The sequence below is a fragment of the Pseudomonas sp. Je.1.5.c genome (assembly GCF_051129895.1).
Lineage (GTDB): Bacteria > Pseudomonadota > Gammaproteobacteria > Pseudomonadales > Pseudomonadaceae > Aquipseudomonas > Aquipseudomonas urmiensis.
Map to the genome: position 1 here is coordinate 202,478 of NZ_JBCPSP010000002.1, position 17,457 is coordinate 219,934.

Below are 17,457 nucleotides of genomic sequence, written 5' to 3' on the forward strand. Positions count from 1 at the left end.
TGGGGAACTTCTGTCACTGCTCTGGGCACAGAGTAGAGACACTTCTTTTGTACAGGATCCCGATCAATGCACCTTCTGGTAGTCGAAGACGACGACATCGTTCGCATGCTGATGGTCGAAGTGCTCGACGAGCTGGGCTACACGGCCATCGAAGCGGACACCGCCACCGCTGCCCTGCGGATTCTCGAGAACCCCGACCAGCCCCTGGACCTGCTGATGACCGACGTCGGCTTGCCGGACATGCGCGGCGAAGAGCTGGCGGGCAAAGCGCGGGAAATCCGCCCGTTGCTGCCGGTATTGTTTGCCAGCGGCTATGCCGACAGCTTCAACGTGCCTGAAGGCATGCACATGATCGGTAAGCCGTTCAGCATCGATCAGCTACGCGACAAAGTGGTGGGGATTCTCGGCGCACCCTAAGCGTCCGATCTGGGTGATGACGGTGTAGGACCGGCTTGCTCGCGATGAGGCCGCAACAGGCAAAATCCCTCTAGATTGTTCGGCGCAACAAGTAGGTATCCATGATCCACCCCTTACGCCGGCGAGCCTGCTCTCGCACCTGAACGATCCTCGCCTTGACCTGCTGCAGGGGCCCGGCGATCAGAATTTCGTCCGCCGTCCCTAAATACGCGCCCCAGTAGATGTGCAGCTGTGGATCGTCCAATCCGGCGAACGCGCACTGGCCATCGAGCATCACCACCACGTTGTCGATTCGCCCCTGTTCGACCAGGCGCCGACCAGGCAACACCGTCAGTGGCTCGCCAATGCGATTGAGGGGGATCTGGTGGCGCGCGGCAAGGGCCTGGACACTGCTGATGCCGGGGATCACCTGCAGCTCAAGCAGCACACCCAGCTCACGCACCAGGTCAAGGATGCGCAGGGTGCTGTCATACAAACCAGGCTCTCCCCAAAGCAGGAAGGCGCCGACATCACCGGGCTGCAACTGCTCGTCGAGCAAACGCGCATACAGTGCCGCGCGCTGCTGGTGCCAGTCGCGCACGGCGCCGACATAATCGGCCGCCTGGCCGTCGCGCAGCGGGTCTTCGACCTGCACCAGGCGGTAGCCGCCCTGCGGCCGGTAACGCTCAAGGATGGCCTTGCGCAGGTGCAGCAAGTCGTCTTTGTCGGTGCCCTTGTCGAGCACGAAGAACACCGAGGCACGCTTGAGTGCATCCACAGCCTCGTAGGTGACCTGGCGTGGATCGCCAGGCCCGATGCCGATCAGTAACAGCTGCTTCATCGCTCTGCCCGTCTGTGAACCTGCGGCCATTGTCGCGCTGGCCGCAGGGCTTTGGCAAAGCGACTTACAGGATCGAGAAGTTGTAGCTGACAATGACCCGGGTTTCGTCCATGTCGCGTGCCCACTTCTCATAGTTGCTACGGTAGGTGGAGTTACGCAGGCGCACGCTGACGTCCTTGAAAGTGCCGCTCTGCACTTGGTACTTGAGCTCGGTGTCGCGCTCCCATTCCTTGCCCTCGTCGCGGCTGCCCGGGACCTTGATATGGTCGCCGTTGATGTAGCGGGTGAAGAAGCTCAAGCCCGGCACGCCCAGCGCCTTGAAGTCGTAGTCATAGCGCAGCTGCCAGGAGCGCTCCTGGGCGGCAGCGAAGTCGTTGACCTGGGCGTAGTTGACCAAGTACGGGTTGCTGCCATCGAGGTAAGGCATGGCACTTTCGCCATACATGCGCTGCCAGCCTGCGCTGACTTTGTGGCCACCCAGGCTGTAGCCGAGCATGCCGCTGAAGGCACGATGATCGATCTCGCCGGCGCGAGCGTTTCCAATGTCGTCACTCTTGATCAGGCGCAGGTCGGCCGACAGGCTACCCATCGCCAGCGGCTGGCTGGCAACCACACCGAGGAAGTGCTGGCGGTAGATGTTTTCAAGCTTGGCCACCTGGTATTGCGCGCTCAGGCGGTCGTTGAAGCGATAGTCCAGGCCCGCCAGGTCAAAGTGATCGGCTTCGATATCGCAGGCATAGCGCTTGTTCTTGCAATGAACGCGAATGTCCTGGCGATCGGTGGAGTCCCGCGCGGTGTACTGGTTCAAGCGCGCCAGGGTGAACTTGAGGTCATGCACTTCTTCGGAGGTAAGCATCGCACCATGGAACAGGGTCGGCAGCAAACGACCGTCGTTGTACTTGAGCAGCGGCACATCCGGCATCATCGAACCGTACTTGAGTACAGTGTTGGAAACTTTCACCTTGCCGGCCACACCGAGCTTTGCGTATTGGTCGGCAGAGCGGCGTGGGTCATGCCCGCTGGAGGGCAGCAAACCACTGTTACTGTCGGCCGGGCTTGAATCGAGCTTGAAGCCGAGCATGCCCAACGCATCTACACCAAAACCGATCGGCCCTTGGGTATAACCAGACTGAACATTGAGAATAAAGCCTTGGGCCCACTCTTCGCGCTTGGACGCGCCTTGGCTGGAACTGCTGTGGCCGTCACGAAAATCCCGGTTGAAATAGACATTGCGTGCTTCAAGCTTGGCCGTGGTGTCTTCAACAAAACCGGCGGCCTGGGCATTGACACCGGCACACAGCAAGAACAGGCCGGCAACACGACGCCCGGGGGCGAGTGGGAGGGGGGCAAACATGCGAGGGAACATCCAAAAAGAAAGGCGAAAACAAATCCGCCGCCGTCAATGGCCGCGGTACTGCAGCACAGCCGAAGACATATCGACCAGCATCTTGAATGTTCACCCAAAGCCTCTGGCGCGGGCAATTGGACCATGGTCTAAACAACTGGCGGTTGGCACCCGTGGACGTTATAAATTGCCGTTCGAAAAACTAAATTAGTTCCAGATCAATTGATTGAAAGTTTACGGTTTACCCACTAGCCAGCGACTACTACACTCGACCACAGCGAACAGCTGTACCCACCCACGTGGCCGGCGTTTAACGCGTCTTCAATGTTCGTCACGCCCTTGCCACAGTTGAATTACAGGAGTGATGACAGTGTCCAGACTTGCAGAGTTTCGTGCTGCCGAAAAAGCCCTCCAGGAACAGATTGCCCAACTGGAAGCGCTGAAAAAGGATGCCGGCCTCAAACGCGAAATCGAATTCGAGCAGAAACTACTCGGGCTGATGAAAAGCTATGACAAGGGCCTGCGCGATATCGTTGCCATCCTCGACCCTAAAGCCGGCAGCAAGGTGGCTTCCAAGACGCCGGGCGCGGCGCCCAAACAGCAGCGTCGACCCCGGGTAGTGAAAGTCTACGAGAACCCGCACACCGGAGAACTGATCGAGACCAAAGGTGGCAATCACCGGGGCCTTAAAGCCTGGAAAGAGGAGTATGGCGCCAAGACGGTAGAAAGTTGGTTGCGCCCATGAAACGTGCACATACACTTCACACTTTTTTCACAGCGCCTGGCGCACTATCGAACCAGCTAAAGGATTAGCGACCCCATCTGCGCCCGCACACGCGGGCCTCTAATTCAAGCGCCCTGCCCTCGTGCAGGGCGCTTTCATTTTGCGCAATCGCTTCAGTCCCGTATCATGGCCGGCCTGTCTTTACCGCTGGCGCCCCAGGATACAAAGCCTAGGGCCCGGCCCCGTCTCTGGAGCCCCCATGAGCCTGAACGATCTGAACACCCTGCCTGGCGTTACCGCTCAACCGGACACCGCCACCGCTCAATTCGTCTTCAACCACACCATGCTGCGGGTCAAGGACATCGAGAAGTCGCTGGACTTCTACACCCGCGTCCTGGGTTTTCGCTTGGTAGACAAGCGCGACTTCCCCGAAGCACAGTTCAGCCTGTACTTCCTGGCCCTGGTCGACCCGGCGCAGATCCCTGCCGATGACGCGGCCCGCCACCAGTGGATGAAGTCGATCCCAGGCGTACTGGAGTTGACCCACAACCACGGCACCGAGAACGATCCTGAGTTCGCGTACCACAACGGCAACAGCGATCCACGTGGTTTCGGCCATATCTGCATCTCGGTGCCAGACGTCGTGGCTGCCTGCGCGCGCTTCGAAGCGCTCGACGTGCCGTTCCAGAAACGCCTGGCCGATGGCCGCATGAACCACCTGGCGTTCATCAAGGACCCGGATGGCTACTGGGTCGAAGTGATCCAGCCAACCGAGCTGTAAGCACGCCGCCCGCCTGGGCGCGCTCGTCGGGCCGGGAACTACCGGCCCCTTGCTGTGGTATATGGAAGTAACCGCTTCCACACCACAGCGAGGTAAGGACGATGCAAACCCTTCACTGTGAATACCGCGACCACACCATCACTGCCAGCGTCATGGCCCACCCTGGGTCACCCCTGCCCTACGCCGCTGGATGCCTGATCACCGACCCTGAAGGCCACACCAGCAGGCGCTTGGCGCTTCCGCTGAAAATGGCCTTGCTGTCTGATCTGAACAACGCCCAGCATGCGTCTCTGGCCCACGGCAAATGGCTGGTGGATCAAAAGCTCGATGGTGATAGACGAACGCCATGATATCGCCCACTAATTGGGGCCGCTTCGCGGCCCTTCGCGGCGGTTCGGCGTCCCGACAAGCCCGCTCCCACAGGTACAGCGCTGTTCTCTGGATTAGCGCTGTACCTGTGGGAGCGGGCTCGCCCGCGAAGGGGCGCGAAGCGGCCCCATAACGGGCGGTTCAAGTATTCAGGTAGCGCGCGCGTATTCGATGGCAGATTCGACCTGCTCAGCTGTCGGCCTGACGCCGGTGTACAGCACGAACTGCTCCAGCGCCTGCAAGGCGATCACCTCAAGCCCGGTAATCACCGGCTTACCTAGCGCTTGCGCCTTGCGAACCAGTGGCGTGAGTGCAGGCATCGCGACCACATCGAACACTCGCTCGGCTGCGGCAATGGCCGTTTCAGCAAATGCCAGCTGCTCGGCCTCAGCCCCGCCAGCCATGCCGATTGGCGTCACGTTGACCAACATGGGCGGCGCCAGATCACCCAGCTCGGCCTGCCAGCGATAACCACAGACATCCGCCAGCTGCCGCCCAGCCTGCTCATTGCGGGCAACGATGAGCCCCTCGCGAAAACCGGCATCACGCAAGGCGCTGGCCACGGCCTTGGCCATTCCACCACTGCCACGCAAGGCAAAAGCTGTCGCCGGGTCCACCTGATGCTGCTCAAGCAGCTGGCGCACAGCCAGGTAGTCGGTGTTGTAGGCCTTCAAATGGCCGTTGCTGTTGACCAGGGTGTTGACCGATTCGATCGCCTGCGCCGACGGATCGATTTCGTCGACCAAGGCCATGCACGCTTCCTTGTACGGCATCGACACCCCACAGCCGCGGATCCCCAGGGCGCGGATCCCAGCGACCGCAGCGGGCAGGTCTTGGGTGGTCATGGCCTTGTAGTAGTAATCCAGCCCCAACTGCTGGTAGAGGTGATTATGAAAGCGCACACCAAAGGTGCCGGGGCGGCCGGCCAGGGAAATGCACAGTACGGTGTCTCTGCTAGGGGTCATCGCCAGGGTTACTCCTTGACCGTCACTGAATCGATTACGCAGCCTAGCAGACAGCGCCACCGGCGCGCCTCAGTTCATCGCAGGCCAGGCATAGGCTCAGCGCAGGCTTACAGGAACGGGCTTGCCCCGCAATGAGCCGCAAACCAACACCCGCCAAGCAAAAGATCAGACGACGAACGGCGCCTGAAGAACCGATCCAGCATGAAGCTTTTTTCATTTCATGGCCGGCTCTGAGCGAGCAATCGACAGCACTTCGACCATACTCCACAATGCAACGGTTTTTTGGGGGAAACCCTTGCACAGCCAACGACATACCAACTTTTAGTGAGCCTCAACGTGAAAACTTCCCTGTCCATCCTCAGCCTGCTGCTGTTGCTCACAGGAACTGCGACCCTTCCGTCGACCGCTGCTGCACAACCCCCGGCCCAGGTTCAACGCGACCCTTCGAAACTGCACCTGGCCTCTGGCAGCGCCCTGCTGATCGACCTGAACACCAATAAGGAGTTGTATTCGAGCCACGCTGATCGCGTGGTCCCCATCGCTTCGGTCACCAAGCTGATGACCGCGATGGTAGTGCTCGATGCCAAGCAGCCCATGGACGAAATGCTCAGCATGACCATCGCCAACAACCCGGAGATGAAGGGCGTCTATTCCCGCGTTCGCTTGGGCAGCCAGCTCGATCGCCGCGAGACCTTGCTGATCACCTTGATGTCGTCGGAAAACCGCGCCGCCAACAGCCTGGCCAACCATTACCCAGGCGGCTACAACGCGTTCATCAAGGCCATGAACGCCAAGGCCCGCAGCTTGGGCATGAGCCACACCCGGTATGTCGAACCCACCGGCCTGTCGACCTTGAACGTCTCCACTGCACGGGACCTGGCCAAGTTGCTGATGGCTTCGCGCAAGTACCCACAGTTGAGCGAGCTGTCGACCACCCGCGAAAAAACCGTAGCGTTCCGCAAGCCCAACTACACCCTGGGCTTTCGTAACACCGACCACCTGGTCAACAAGAGCAATTGGGATATCAAGCTGACCAAGACCGGCTTTACCAATGAAGCCGGGCACTGCCTGGTGCTGCTGACCAAGATGGACAACCGGCCGGTCGCGATGGTGATTCTCGATGCATTCGGCAAGTACACCCACTTTGCCGATGCCAGCCGCATGCGCCAGTGGCTGGAGACCGGCGCCGCCAAACCGGCACCTGCGGTGGCCATGCAGTACAAGGCTGAGCGGCGCAATCGCGTGGCGGCGGACTGAGCCTGTCGCGCACCCTGTGCACACGGGCCGCCCGGCGGCCCGAATCGGCTGTCACGCCTGCGTATTGACCATACCGCCCGCGCTGCTGCCGCCGGTCTTGCTCAGTGCTTCGAGCAACTGCGCGGTAGCGGCCATGATCTGGCCATTGAGCGTGGCGATACTGGCCTGCTTGGCGGTCACGGCCGCCAACTTGACGGTATCGTCCGTGTTCTGCGCCATCAGATCAGCCAGTTGCTTCTGTTCCTCGGCCATCTGCTTTTGCAGCTGCTTGATCATCTCGCGCAACTGCTTGATGTGCGCAGGCTCACTGCTTTCTTCACTGGCGCCTGCTGCCGGCGCTTGGCCGCCACCGGCGACTTTGCCCAGGTCTGCCTGGGTGGTTGCGCCCGCTTTCTCACCCTGCTCGGCTTCGCTTACCTGAGCGGTTTTCGCCGCGGCCTCAAGCGAAGCATTACTGTTGATGGTAACTGCAGTAATTCCAACCATGTTCTTAACCTGCCTTGAGGTGGTCCTTGCGTTGACTCACTTATCGGCCGGGCGGTGCAGTTCTTGAGGGCGCAAGCCCATCCAGGCAACAGTCGTCGGTTAAATTCCCTGAAAGCTGGCTCGTTCCAAGTGTGTATCAGGCGCAGGAGCCGGACCCCGGCAGGCGTCCACATTCGAACTTTAGGGAATCGCAGCCATGAGCCAGACCCCAGAAACAATCAAAGACCTGATCGGCGTGGGCTTCGGCCCTTCCAACCTGGCGCTGGCCATCGCCCTGGAAGAGCTTGCCCAAAGCCAAGGCCACGCGCTCGATGCGCTGTTCATCGACAAGCAACACGATTACCGCTGGCACGGTGACACCCTGGCCACCCAAAGCGAGCTGCAGATTTCCTTCCTCAAGGACCTGGTCTCGCTGCGCAACCCCACCAGTCCCTACAGCTTCGTCAACTACCTGCACCAGAAGCAGCGTCTGGCCGACTTCATCAACCTGGGCACTTTCTACCCCTGCCGCCTTGAGTACAACGACTACCTGCGCTGGGCAGCCGAGCACTTTGCGGCCCAAGCGGTGTACGGCGAGCAGGTGTTGCGTATCGAGCCTGAAGTGACCGGCGGGCGGGTCGAACACCTGCGCCTGGTGTCGCGTGATGCCAATGGCCGCGAGCATAGCCGGCGCACCCGCTCGGTGGTGATCGGCAGCGGCGGCACGCCGAAGATCCCCGAGAAGTTCACCGCGTTCAAGGACGACCCGCGGGTCTTTCACCACTCCAAGTACCTCAGCAGCCTGGCCAAACTGCCTTGCACCGAGGGCAAGCCAATGCGCATCGCAGTGATCGGCTCCGGGCAGAGCGCCGCCGAAGCCTTCATCGACCTCAATGACAGCTACCCCTCGGTCAAGGTCGACATGATCCTGCGCGCCACCGCTTTGAAGCCCGCCGATGACAGCCCGTTCGTCAACGAGATCTTCGCCCCCGACTACACCGACCTGGTCTATAACGAACCGGCCGAGCAACGCAGCAAACTGATCGGCGAATACCACAACACCAACTACTCGGTGGTCGACCTGGATCTGATCGATCGCATCTACGGCATCCTCTATCGGCAGAAGGTTTCCCACCAGTTCCGGCATAACGTGCTATGCCGACGCAATGTCGAAGCGGTCGTGGCGACGCGCGATGGCATCGAGTTGACTTTGCGTGACCTGGCTACCGGCCATCAGCAGACCCACCGCTACGATGCGGTCATCCTCGCCACCGGCTATGAGCGTCGCTCGCACCGCGAGTTGCTGGCGCCGCTGGAAGGCTATCTGGATGACTTCAGCGCCGACCGCAACTACCGCCTGCTGGCAAGCCCGGACCTGCAAGCGTCGGTCTACCTGCAAGGCTTCTGCGAGACCACCCACGGCCTGAGCGACACCCTGCTCTCGGTGTTGCCGGCAAGGGCCGCAGAAATCGGCCAGGCGCTGTACAAGGATCTGGCCCGACAAGGCAATGCACAACCGCTAGCCGCCCTGACCGGTGCCTGAACCGCCCTGACGCTGGGCCTCAAGCCGGCATGTCGCCTCAACGCGCATGCCGGCTTGCGCTTTCTGAAACATTTGCTTGCATTTAAAAAGGCAGGATTTTGATTCTCATTCGTCCTTAATAATGCAGCCTTACAGGTTGAGCATGCGCTCGACCCTCATTTTCAGAAGATGACCGATGGCCCAATCAACCAAAACTAAGAAGTCCAAGTCCAAGCTGTGGTTTCTGGTGCACAGTTGGCTCGCCCTGCCGATCTGGTTCTTTGTCCTGATCGTGTGCTTCACCGGCATGCTCGCGGTGGTCAGCCAGGAGATCGTCTGGCTGGCCAACCCGGACGTGCGCGCCAGCAAGCCTAGTGACGACGCCCAGCGCTTGAGCTTCCAGCAGATTCTCGATGCCATGCACAAGGCCGAGCCGGAGATGGCCGTGCGCAGGCTGGTGCAGCCTGACGGCTCGCACTTCGCCTTGACCGCCAATGTCACCAACCCTGATGGCACCACACCGACGCTGTATGTGAACCCTTATACCGGTGCTATCCAGGGCAAGGTCCCCGACTTCAACTTCGAGGCGTTCACTCGCGCGTTGCATGGCTGGTGGCTGGTGCCCTTCACCAACGGCTTTAGCTGGGGCTGGTATCTGGTATCGCTGCTCGGGCTGCCGATGCTGGCATCCTTGGTAACCGGCCTGGTGGTCTACAAGAAGTTCTGGAAAGGCTTTTTCAAGCCGCTGCGCACCGGCCACGGTTCGCGCATCTTTTGGGGTGATGTGCACCGCCTGGCGGGGGTCTGGTCAATCTGGTTCATTGCGGTCATTTCGATTACCGGTATCTGGTTCCTTATCCAGGCGATCCTGTCTGACAATCACATCACCATTTCCACCGAGCCGGTGGTGCCAGTGATTTCCCGCGAAGATGTGCCGCAGACCGCTGATGGCAGCCCGGCGCCACGCATTGACCTGGATGAGGCTGCGCGCATTGCAACCACCGCCATCCCGGGCCTGGATATCAGCTTTATCATGATGCCCGCGACGTCCTATAGCCATGTCAGCATGGGCGGTCGCGGCTGGTATCCGCTGATGTACCAGACCGCCGCGGTCAACCCCTACACGCGCACCGTCGACAGTAAGTTCCTGCTCGAGGACCGCTCGACCCTGGAGTTCGTCACCGAATCGATGCGCCCGCTGCACACCGGCGACTTTGGCGGCCTGGCCATCAAGCTGGTCTGGTTCTTTTTCGGCCTGGTCCTGACCTTGATGGTCCTCAGCGGCTTGCTGATCTGGACCAAGCGCACCGCCCAGGCGACCGCCGCCGCCCTCAAGCGCAGCGAACGTGCACCTGCCTCACGTAAAGCACGCGTTGAAACTCCTGTGGAGGTCCAGCCATGAGCAAGGCCCAAGCCCTGCCCGCAAGCCCGTTGAAGCAATTCTGGCTGAAGTGGCGCTTTCACCTGAACATCCTGCTGATCCTGATTCCGCTGGGCTTTATGCCCAAGTACTTTGCCGATGCGGCGATGTTCCGGGGCGACAGCGGCCTGGGGGCCAATCAGCAAAGCGCCATCCAGGTCGGCCCGTACACCCTGGATCTGGCCGAAATGCGCGATGAAGCGCCCAGGGCGGACGGTCCGGCAGGCTATTTCAAACTGTTCAACGCAGCGCTGTGCAAAGCCTGTCTCAAGGACGTCAAGGCGGTTTACCTGCGCATAGGCAAGCCGCGCAGCCTGCGCGCTGCGGGCACCATCTTCTTTGGCGCACCGTACCGCATGGCGACCTCACTGCCGGTGCCCCCGCGCACCAAACCTGATGCGCAGATCTGGATCACCATCGAAGGCTGGGACGGCAGCATGCACCAGGCGCCGGTGGCGCTGGCCAAAGCATCGCCGGCCACTGTGGCCTGGCTCGAAAAACAAGGAGGCAAGAAATGAAACACCTGATGCGCAGGCTGGCCCTGCCCCTGCTGCTCGTCGCTGCCGCCCCTGCCCTGGCGCACAACCCGATGTGCGAATGCGAGCCGGTCGGCAGCGACCAGATCAAATGCACCGGCGGTTTCTCCGATGGCAGCGGCGCACCGGGTGTGACCTTGGATGTCATCGGCTATGACGAGCAGGTGCTGGTCGGCAGCAAACTGGGCGATGACTCGACCCTGACCTTCAAGCGCCCCGACGGCGAGTTCTACGTGCTGTTCGATGCCGGCCCGGGCCATGTGGTTGAAGTCGACTATGCCGATATAGGCGAGCCATGAGCCGCGCCCAGGTCATCCGCCCGGCCGGTGCCGGGCATGAAACGCTGTATGTGCTGCTGAGCGCATTGTTGATCGTGCTGCTGGCGGCCACCGTGGTCGGGCTGCGCGGCGAACGCGAGGACGAGGTCAGCATCGCCAACCACCAGATCGATGCCCGCCGCGACCTGAATGCCGCCGAACAAGGTGTTTTCACAGACCTGTGGGTAGCGTTTGACGAGATCCAGATGCTGCGTGAAGAAAACACTGCAGCGCCAACGGTCACCGCGCTCGCTGAAGAGGGCCTGCCGCCCTTCGTCAACGATGCCAGCAGCGACAGCCGTGGCCGTCATCAGTGGCAGTGGCTTGCCGCCGGCGCCTACCTGGGAAGCAGCCAGGATGCCCAGGTAGCCGGCAGCTTCCTGCTGATCCTGCCGGCTAACGCCGATGGCCAGGCCGACGTCTGGCTGCGTCGCGACAGCGCAGCGCTGGTGCCGGACGATCTGGGCCAGGAAGCACTGATCGCCGCCGGCTGGCAGCAAATCGTCAGCCACTACGACGCCGGGGTCACCCGCCAACACCGTCACTGAATCCAAGGACTCCCCCATGCTGCGCTCCGTCTTCGTTCGCCGCGTCTTCGCCCTGCTCCTGGCCTGCGCCCTGCCGGCCCTGGCCCAGGCCGAGAACGGCAAACCCCTGCGAATCGGCATCACCCTGCACCCTTACTACAGCTACGTAAGCAACATCGTCGGCGACAAGGCTGAGGTGGTGCCGCTGATTCCGGCCGGGTTCAATCCACACGCCTACGAGCCGCGCGCCGAAGACATCAAGCGCATCGGCACCCTGGACGTGATCGTGCTCAATGGCGTTGGCCACGATGACTTTGCCGACCGGATGATCGCCGCCAGCGAAAAACCGCAGATCAAGACCATCGAATCGAACGCCAACGTGCCGCTGCTGGCCGCCACCGGCATCGCTGCACGCGGCGCCGGCAAGGTCGTCAATCCGCACACTTTCCTGTCGATCAGCGCCACCATCGCCCAGGTCAACAACATCGCCCGCGAGCTGGGCAAGATCGACCCGGACAACGCCAAGTTCTACACGCAGAACGCCCGCGCCTATGCCAAGCGCCTGCGCAAGCTGCGCGCCGACGCCCTGGCCAAGGTAACCGAGGCGCCCAATGCCGAGTTTCGCGTGGCCACCATCCACGCCGCCTATGACTACCTGGTGCGCGACTTTGGCCTGGAAGTCACTGCCGTGGTCGAGCCAGCCCACGGTATCGAACCCAGCCCTGCGCAGCTGAAGAAAACCATCGACCAGCTCAAGGCACTGGACGTCAAGGTGATCTTCTCGGAGATGGACTTCCCCTCTGCCTACGTCGAAACCATCCAGCGTGAATCCGGCGTGCACCTGTACCCGCTGACGCACATTTCCTACGGCGAATACACCAAGGAAAAATACGAGGTGGAGATGAAGCGCAACCTCGATACCGTGGTCAAGGCCATCCAGGAGAACCGCGCATGACTGCGGCGGCCAACCTCACCGTCGCCAGCGGACCGCGCATCGAGTTTGCCGGCATCGACCTGACCCTGGGCCGCACGCGCATTCTTGAACAGGTCGCGTTCAACGTCGCACCAGGCAGCGTGCACGCCATCGTCGGGCCCAATGGCGGCGGCAAGAGCTCGTTGATCAAGACCTTGCTCGGGCAGATGCCCCATCAAGGGCAGCTGACCTTGAATTGGCCGAGCGAGCACGAAGTGATCGGCTACGTGCCCCAGGCATTGGAGTTCGATCGGGGCCTGCCGATGACCGTGGACGACTTCATGGCCGCCATGTGCCAGCGCCGCCCGGCCTTTCTCGGCCTGTCGCGGCGCGTGCAACCGGCCATCGACGCAGCGCTTGCGCGGGTCGGCATGCTCGACAAGCGCAAACGGCGCATGGGCGCGCTCTCTGGCGGCGAGCGCCAGCGCGTGCTGCTCGCCCAAGGGTTGATCCCTGAGCCGCAACTGCTGGTGCTGGACGAGCCGATGTCGGCCTTGGACGAGGCCGGCATCCAGGTGTTCGAGCAACTGCTGCACAGCTGGCGCCAGGCCGGCACCACCGTGCTGTGGATCGAGCACGACCTGGAAGCGGTACTGCGCCTGGCCGATCGGGTCACCGGGCTGAACCGCAAGGTGCTGTTCGACGCCCCGCCGGCCCAGGCCCTGACCCCAGAACGCCTGCTCGGGCTGTTCTCCGTTCACCCCCGCAGCGAGAGCCTCGCCTGATGAGCTTTGAAGCCTTCCGCCAACTGGTCCAGGAATGGGCCAGCGCTGGCTACTTACCGGAGGCGCTGGCCTACGGTTTCGTGATCAATGCCCTGATCGCCGGCCTGATGATCGGCCCGGTGCTGGGCGGCCTGGGCACCCTGGTGGTGGTCAAGCGTTTTGCCTTCTTCTCCGAAGCAGTCGGCCACGCCGCCTTGACCGGGGTGGCCATCGGCATCCTGCTCGGCGAGCCCTACACCGGCCCGTATGGCAGCCTGTTCGGCTACTGCCTGCTGTTCGGCATCCTGCTCAACTTCCTGCGTAACCGCACCGGGCTGTCGCCGGACACTCTGATCGGGGTGTTCTTGTCGGTGTCGCTGGCGCTCGGTGCAAGCCTGCTGCTGATGCTGGCGGGCAAGATCAACGTGCACATCCTGGAAAACGTGCTGTTCGGCTCGGTGCTGACGGTCAGCGCCCAGGACCTGGTGGTGCTGGGGATCGTTGCGATCCTGGTGCTGGCCTTGGCCCTGCCGCTGTACAACCGGATCATGCTGGCCAGCTTCAACCCGCAGCTGGCGGCGGTGCGGGGGGTTGCGGTAAAGACCCTGGACTACCTGTTCGTGGTGCTGGTGACCCTGGTCACCGTGGCCTCGGTGAAAGTCATTGGCGCCATCCTGGTCGGCGCGCTGCTGGTGATTCCCGCCGCTGCCGCACGCCTGGTGAGCCAGTCGCTCAAGGGCTTTTTCTTCATCTCGGTAGTGATCGCGACCTTGAGCACCCTGTGCGGCATCCTGCTGCCGATCGTCTTCGACCTGCCGGTGCCGTCGGGCGCTGCGATCATCCTGGTCGCCGGTGTCTGCTTCGGCCTCGCCGCGCTGGCCCGCGCACTCGTCCCCCGCCTGCAAGGAAACCCGGCATGACCCTGAACCTCAAGCATCTGACCCTGGCCCTCGCCCTGGCTGGCCTGCCTGGCCTGGCGTTGGCGGCGCAACCTGCGGCGCTCGCGCAAAACAGCGCCGCCACCAGCGTGCTGACCACCTTGCCGGTGACCCATAGCCTGGCCGCCAGCCTGCTCGACGGCACCTCGGTGCAGCTCAAGCGTGCCGCGCCGGCCAACCTGCCGGCGACCCGCCAGCCTTCGTACTTCAGCGGCCGTGGCGCAGTGACCCTGCACAAAGCCGCGCAGCAGGCCGATGCGGTGATTGGCCTGCGCTCGATCTGGCGCGATGACCCGCTGTATCCGATGGCCCGGCGCAGCAACATCCGCATCGTCGAGATCGATGCAGCACGCCCGGTCGACGGTGCACTGCCAGGCATCGCGGTACAGGGTGACGATGCCTTCGCTGGATACCCTTGGCTCAACCCGACCAACCTGGGGCGCATGGCCGATGTCATGGCCAATGACCTGGAGCGCCTGTCGCCCGCTGACAAGGACAAGATCCAGGCCAACCTCGCCACCCTCAAGCGGCAGATGCTGGAACTGATTTCAAGCAGCCAGAGCCGCTTGGCCGAGGCTGACAACCTCAGCGTGGTCAGCTTGTCGGAACGCCTGGGCTATCTGGCCAGCGGGCTGAACCTGGATGTGGTCGATCAGCCGTTGCCGGCCGAGGACAAATGGGATGAGGCGGCGCTCAAGGCCTTGGCCGATAACCTCAAGGGCCAGGACGTGGCGCTGGTGCTGCACCACCGCCAACCTGATCCGGCTGTGGCCGAGGTGATCAAGGCCGCTGGCGCCAAGCTGCTGGTGGTCGATAGCGATCCAGAAGATACCCTGGCCGGGCTCAAAGCCAGTGTCGAGCAGGTGGTCGGGGCATTGAGTCAAGGCTGATGTAGGTAGAGAGGCCCTCACGGGCCTCTTCGGCGGCGCGCTGCAACACCTTATGCGCCAATTGCGCGCCGCCGGGCTAGCGCCTCATGCAACGTTCATAGCGCTCATCCACTCGCCCTGCAAACCACGCCGTGGTCAGCTTGCGGGTTATCTTCGGGCTCTTGAGCTCGATCCCCGGCAACACCGCCCGTGGCACTTGCTTGCCCGCCTTGGCATCGGCCAGGGCAAACACCCCGCGGTACAGCTCGGTGTGTTCAAACTCGAGGCTGTCGCTCTCCTCCAGCTGGCTGCGAATCTGGGTATTGCGCAGGCCAAGCTGGCGCCCCAGTTTGCGCGCTGCCTGCTCGGTGCTGCCGGGCATGATGGCCCCCGGCGCGATCAAGTCGCCATCGAGCGCCAACTTAATCCCCGTCACCTGGCTCAAGGCTGCCTGGAACGCCGCATCGCGGCTGGCGTACCAACCGGCATTGAAGTCGGCGAAGCGATACAGCTGGCGCTGGTAGTTGGCCGGATAGCCCAGCAGATGGGCAATGCCGAAATACATGCCGCCGCGCCGACTGAACACTTCCTGGCGAATCGTCCCGGCATAGCTGTACGGGTAGTCCTTGGCATGGCGTTCGGCGAACGCGATGCTGACCTGCATCGGCCCGCCGGTGTGCACCGGGTTGAGACCATCGAGCAAGGTGCGCCCAAGCGGCAGTCCGGCGATGAAGTCATCGAACAGCGCACTCAGTTGCTTTTCACTGCGCACGGCGAGCAGGCGTTGCTGGTAGGTCTTGCCGTTGGCAGAGGGGGTATTCAGCGCGCCATCGACCAGCAGCCGGGGAATGTGCAGGCGGGCTGCCCGTCGATCGATCTCCTGGCGTGCGATCCGCCCAAGATTGGGCACTTGCGGGTCAGCGCTGAAGGTCGACTCCTGCTCGGTCACCGCCAAGACCGCGCAGAGGTTGCTCTTGCTTGCGGTGATGTGCTGGGCTTGAAAGGCGGTTTGGATGTCCTGCGCCCAGCCCTGGCGGTCCTTGACCTGGGCAGGCAGCAGGCGCATCAACTGGGCACGTACCTGGGCAGGGTCAGCAGCCTGTTGTTCCTCGCGCCGCCCGGCACAACCCTGCAGCAGCGCCAGCACCATCAGCCCTGCCGTTGCAATACGCGCGTTCAGGGCTGCTCACCGACCAGGTAGGTCTTGCTGATGTGGCGAAACAGCGGATGGCTGGCGCTGCCCATCAGCTCGAACAGCACCATTTCGCCAGTGACCAGCTGGGCGCCGGCATCGCGCATGCGCGCAAGGCCTGCGGCTTTACTGGCCGGGGTGCGGCTGTCGCAGGCGTCCTCGACCACGAATACCTGCTTGCCCAGCGCACGCAGGCCCAGCACGGTCTGCAGCACGCATACGTGGGTTTCCATACCACAGACGATCACCTGCTCACGCTCCAGCAGACTGGCCGGCAAGCATTGCGCGGCCACACAGGAGAAGTGGTTTTTCTCGACGATCTGGGCGCCAGGCGAGGCCGCCTTGAGCTCAGCCAAGGTCGGCCCGAGGCCTTTGGGATACTGCTCGGAAATCACTGTCGGCAGCTCCAGCTCGGCGCTCGCCGCGAGCAGCCAGCGTGCCCGCGCGCGCGTGCCCTGTGGATCGCTCATGGCGCCGATGAGCTTTTCCTGGATGTCGACCACCAACAGCGTGGCCTGGTGCGGATCGATCAGCATTGTCAGCCTCTTGCCTGGGAAAAGCTCAAGCCTCGCCCATGCAAGAGACGCCGTCAATCAAGCGCTCAGGCGATGCGGCGCGAGCGCTTGGGCCAACACGGCCAGGACTCGATCCTCGTGCTCATGAATGAAGAAGTGTCCGCCAGGAAAGGTCTGCAAGGAAAACTCAGCCAGCGTTTCCTGGCCCCAGGCCAACAGCTGCTCTTCACTGGCCCGGTCATCTGCGCCGCCCAATACATGCAGCGGGCAGCGCAACGCTGGCCGCTGACGGTAGGCATAGTGACCACACAGGAGGAAGTCGGCGCGCAGAATGGGCAGGGTCAGGCTCATCAGCTCAGCATTGGCCAAGACTTCTTCCGGAGTGCCTTGCAGCTCGCGCAGCTCGGCGATCAACTCGTCGTCGCTTTTCGCAACACGCCAGTTCTTGCCGTCGTAGTCCTCACGCCGGGTCGGCGCCGCAGTGCCGCAGGCAAACAACGCCAGCGGCGGCGCACAGCCCAGTGCCTGCAACTCATGGGCAAGCTCGAAGGCCAGCAGCGCGCCCAAGCTATGGCCAAGCAACGCGTAGGGCGTGCTGGCGGCCAGGCGCTGCTCGCTGGCGAGCTGCCTGGCCAGGGCCTGCATGTCGGTGTGCAAGGCTTCGCCCATGCGCGCACCGCGCCCAGGCAGCTCAACCGGCCGCACCTGCAACCAGGCCGGCAGCTTGCGCCGCCAGCGGTTGTAAACCATGGCGCTGGCACCGGAGTAAGGCAGGCACAACAGATTCACTGCAGTCACCGA

The 17,457-nt window shown here is 62.5% G+C and carries 21 protein-coding genes; 14 read left to right on the top strand and 7 right to left on the bottom strand.

The genetic code is table 11. The features are described from left to right. Positions 1-66 precede the first annotated feature (66 nt). Positions 67-417, top strand: coding sequence for a response regulator (locus tag AAZU54_RS02840; RefSeq protein ID WP_186553508.1), 351 nt, complete (start codon positions 67-69; stop codon positions 415-417). 70 nt (positions 418-487) lie between these two features. On the opposite strand, the gene cobF is transcribed toward AAZU54_RS02840, so the two are convergent. Both cobF and AAZU54_RS02850 read right to left on the bottom strand, forming a co-directional pair. Next, positions 488-1,237, bottom strand: a complete 750-nt coding sequence (gene cobF, locus AAZU54_RS02845) for a precorrin-6A synthase (deacetylating) (RefSeq protein WP_186553509.1) — start codon at positions 1,235-1,237, stop codon at positions 488-490. Between the two features lie 64 nt (positions 1,238-1,301). After that, positions 1,302-2,591 (bottom strand): OprD family porin, encoded by a 1,290-nt coding sequence (locus tag AAZU54_RS02850; RefSeq protein ID WP_186553510.1) that lies wholly within the window; start codon positions 2,589-2,591, stop codon positions 1,302-1,304. 361 nt (positions 2,592-2,952) lie between these two features. Here AAZU54_RS02850 and AAZU54_RS02855 point away from each other — a divergent pair, with 361 nt between their 5' ends. The 3 genes from AAZU54_RS02855 (at position 2,953) to AAZU54_RS02865 (ending at position 4,437) form a co-directional block, all read left to right on the top strand. Next, positions 2,953-3,327 (top strand): histone-like nucleoid-structuring protein, MvaT/MvaU family, encoded by a 375-nt coding sequence (locus tag AAZU54_RS02855; protein WP_186553511.1) that lies wholly within the window; start codon positions 2,953-2,955, stop codon positions 3,325-3,327. Between the two features lie 238 nt (positions 3,328-3,565). Further along, positions 3,566-4,087: a lactoylglutathione lyase gene (gloA, locus tag AAZU54_RS02860; RefSeq protein ID WP_186553512.1), complete on the top strand. Its 522-nt coding sequence runs from the start codon at positions 3,566-3,568 to the stop codon at positions 4,085-4,087. 101 nt (positions 4,088-4,188) lie between these two features. After that, positions 4,189-4,437: a hypothetical protein gene (locus AAZU54_RS02865; RefSeq protein WP_186553513.1), complete on the top strand. Its 249-nt coding sequence runs from the start codon at positions 4,189-4,191 to the stop codon at positions 4,435-4,437. A 168-nt stretch (positions 4,438-4,605) separates the two neighbouring features. Here the strand turns inward: AAZU54_RS02865 and AAZU54_RS02870 are convergent, their stop codons facing one another. After that, on the bottom strand, positions 4,606-5,427 hold the full coding sequence (locus AAZU54_RS02870) for a shikimate 5-dehydrogenase (RefSeq protein WP_186553656.1): 822 nt from the start codon (positions 5,425-5,427) through the stop codon (positions 4,606-4,608). 330 nt (positions 5,428-5,757) lie between these two features. Between AAZU54_RS02870 and pbpG the strand changes: the two genes are divergently transcribed. Then, positions 5,758-6,678 carry a D-alanyl-D-alanine endopeptidase gene (gene pbpG, locus AAZU54_RS02875; protein ID WP_186553514.1) on the top strand — a complete coding sequence of 307 codons (921 nt, stop codon included), beginning with the start codon at positions 5,758-5,760 and terminating at the stop codon, positions 6,676-6,678. A 51-nt stretch (positions 6,679-6,729) separates the two neighbouring features. On the opposite strand, the gene AAZU54_RS02880 is transcribed toward pbpG, so the two are convergent. Continuing rightward, on the bottom strand, positions 6,730-7,164 hold the full coding sequence (locus AAZU54_RS02880; protein WP_186553515.1) for a hypothetical protein: 435 nt from the start codon (positions 7,162-7,164) through the stop codon (positions 6,730-6,732). 196 nt (positions 7,165-7,360) lie between these two features. Here AAZU54_RS02880 and AAZU54_RS02885 point away from each other — a divergent pair, with 196 nt between their 5' ends. The 9 genes from AAZU54_RS02885 to AAZU54_RS02925 all read left to right on the top strand — a co-directional run bounded on the left by AAZU54_RS02885 (position 7,361) and on the right by AAZU54_RS02925 (position 14,970). Beyond that, complete coding sequence (locus AAZU54_RS02885; protein WP_186553516.1) at positions 7,361-8,686, top strand: lysine N(6)-hydroxylase/L-ornithine N(5)-oxygenase family protein; 1,326 nt, start codon at positions 7,361-7,363, stop codon at positions 8,684-8,686. A 175-nt stretch (positions 8,687-8,861) separates the two neighbouring features. After that, positions 8,862-10,067, top strand: coding sequence for a PepSY-associated TM helix domain-containing protein (locus tag AAZU54_RS02890; RefSeq protein WP_186553517.1), 1,206 nt, complete (start codon positions 8,862-8,864; stop codon positions 10,065-10,067). Further along, positions 10,064-10,603 (top strand): thiamine pyrophosphate-binding protein, encoded by a 540-nt coding sequence (locus AAZU54_RS02895; protein ID WP_186553518.1) that lies wholly within the window; start codon positions 10,064-10,066, stop codon positions 10,601-10,603. The genes AAZU54_RS02890 and AAZU54_RS02895 overlap by 4 nt, the downstream gene beginning before the upstream one ends. Next, positions 10,600-10,920: a hypothetical protein gene (locus tag AAZU54_RS02900; RefSeq protein ID WP_186553519.1), complete on the top strand. Its 321-nt coding sequence runs from the start codon at positions 10,600-10,602 to the stop codon at positions 10,918-10,920. Before AAZU54_RS02895 ends, AAZU54_RS02900 begins: the two co-directional genes overlap by 4 nt. Further along, positions 10,917-11,486, top strand: a complete 570-nt coding sequence (locus AAZU54_RS02905) for a DUF6162 family protein (protein WP_186553520.1) — start codon at positions 10,917-10,919, stop codon at positions 11,484-11,486. Before AAZU54_RS02900 ends, AAZU54_RS02905 begins: the two co-directional genes overlap by 4 nt. 16 nt (positions 11,487-11,502) lie before the next feature. Then, positions 11,503-12,420, top strand: coding sequence for a metal ABC transporter substrate-binding protein (locus AAZU54_RS02910; protein ID WP_186553521.1), 918 nt, complete (start codon positions 11,503-11,505; stop codon positions 12,418-12,420). Further along, complete coding sequence (locus tag AAZU54_RS02915; RefSeq protein WP_392464434.1) at positions 12,417-13,163, top strand: metal ABC transporter ATP-binding protein; 747 nt, start codon at positions 12,417-12,419, stop codon at positions 13,161-13,163. The genes AAZU54_RS02910 and AAZU54_RS02915 overlap by 4 nt, the downstream gene beginning before the upstream one ends. Then, a complete protein-coding gene (locus AAZU54_RS02920) occupies positions 13,163-14,062 on the top strand; it encodes a metal ABC transporter permease (protein ID WP_405128962.1) in 900 nt (299 codons plus the stop codon). The genes AAZU54_RS02915 and AAZU54_RS02920 overlap by 1 nt, the downstream gene beginning before the upstream one ends. 2 nt (positions 14,063-14,064) lie before the next feature. After that, on the top strand, positions 14,065-14,970 hold the full coding sequence (locus AAZU54_RS02925; RefSeq protein WP_405128998.1) for a metal ABC transporter substrate-binding protein: 906 nt from the start codon (positions 14,065-14,067) through the stop codon (positions 14,968-14,970). Positions 14,971-15,046: 76 nt separating this feature from the next. Here AAZU54_RS02925 and AAZU54_RS02930 read toward each other — a convergent pair whose 3' ends face one another. From AAZU54_RS02930 to AAZU54_RS02940, 3 genes are read right to left on the bottom strand one after another with little or no spacing between them, the layout of a single operon-like run. Next, complete coding sequence (locus tag AAZU54_RS02930; protein WP_186553524.1) at positions 15,047-16,099, bottom strand: DUF1615 domain-containing protein; 1,053 nt, start codon at positions 16,097-16,099, stop codon at positions 15,047-15,049. A 26-nt stretch (positions 16,100-16,125) separates the two neighbouring features. Continuing rightward, entirely contained in the window at positions 16,126-16,677 is a 552-nt protein-coding gene (locus AAZU54_RS02935; protein WP_312155827.1) for a hydrolase, read from the bottom strand. A 57-nt stretch (positions 16,678-16,734) separates the two neighbouring features. Next, positions 16,735-17,454 (bottom strand): thioesterase II family protein, encoded by a 720-nt coding sequence (locus AAZU54_RS02940; RefSeq protein ID WP_428625595.1) that lies wholly within the window; start codon positions 17,452-17,454, stop codon positions 16,735-16,737. Positions 17,455-17,457: the final 3 nt, after the last annotated feature.

What these genes read in the sequence shown, in the direction of transcription:
- AAZU54_RS02930 (WP_186553524.1), bottom strand. Translation starts at nt 16,099, where the DNA reads ATGGTGCTGGCGCTGCTGCAGGGTTGTGCCGGGCGGCGCGAGGAACAA.
- gloA (WP_186553512.1), top strand. Translation starts at nt 3,566, where the DNA reads ATGAGCCTGAACGATCTGAACACCCTGCCTGGCGTTACCGCTCAACCG.
- AAZU54_RS02885 (WP_186553516.1), top strand. Translation starts at nt 7,361, where the DNA reads ATGAGCCAGACCCCAGAAACAATCAAAGACCTGATCGGCGTGGGCTTC.
- AAZU54_RS02895 (WP_186553518.1), top strand. Translation starts at nt 10,064, where the DNA reads ATGAGCAAGGCCCAAGCCCTGCCCGCAAGCCCGTTGAAGCAATTCTGG.
- AAZU54_RS02890 (WP_186553517.1), top strand. Translation starts at nt 8,862, where the DNA reads ATGGCCCAATCAACCAAAACTAAGAAGTCCAAGTCCAAGCTGTGGTTT.
- AAZU54_RS02850 (WP_186553510.1), bottom strand. Translation starts at nt 2,591, where the DNA reads ATGTTTGCCCCCCTCCCACTCGCCCCCGGGCGTCGTGTTGCCGGCCTG.
- AAZU54_RS02865 (WP_186553513.1), top strand. Translation starts at nt 4,189, where the DNA reads ATGCAAACCCTTCACTGTGAATACCGCGACCACACCATCACTGCCAGC.
- AAZU54_RS02910 (WP_186553521.1), top strand. Translation starts at nt 11,503, where the DNA reads ATGCTGCGCTCCGTCTTCGTTCGCCGCGTCTTCGCCCTGCTCCTGGCC.
- cobF (WP_186553509.1), bottom strand. Translation starts at nt 1,237, where the DNA reads ATGAAGCAGCTGTTACTGATCGGCATCGGGCCTGGCGATCCACGCCAG.
- AAZU54_RS02915 (WP_392464434.1), top strand. Translation starts at nt 12,417, where the DNA reads ATGACTGCGGCGGCCAACCTCACCGTCGCCAGCGGACCGCGCATCGAG.
- AAZU54_RS02880 (WP_186553515.1), bottom strand. Translation starts at nt 7,164, where the DNA reads ATGGTTGGAATTACTGCAGTTACCATCAACAGTAATGCTTCGCTTGAG.
- AAZU54_RS02920 (WP_405128962.1), top strand. Translation starts at nt 13,163, where the DNA reads ATGAGCTTTGAAGCCTTCCGCCAACTGGTCCAGGAATGGGCCAGCGCT.
- AAZU54_RS02905 (WP_186553520.1), top strand. Translation starts at nt 10,917, where the DNA reads ATGAGCCGCGCCCAGGTCATCCGCCCGGCCGGTGCCGGGCATGAAACG.
- AAZU54_RS02840 (WP_186553508.1), top strand. Translation starts at nt 67, where the DNA reads ATGCACCTTCTGGTAGTCGAAGACGACGACATCGTTCGCATGCTGATG.
- AAZU54_RS02900 (WP_186553519.1), top strand. Translation starts at nt 10,600, where the DNA reads ATGAAACACCTGATGCGCAGGCTGGCCCTGCCCCTGCTGCTCGTCGCT.
- AAZU54_RS02935 (WP_312155827.1), bottom strand. Translation starts at nt 16,677, where the DNA reads ATGCTGATCGATCCGCACCAGGCCACGCTGTTGGTGGTCGACATCCAG.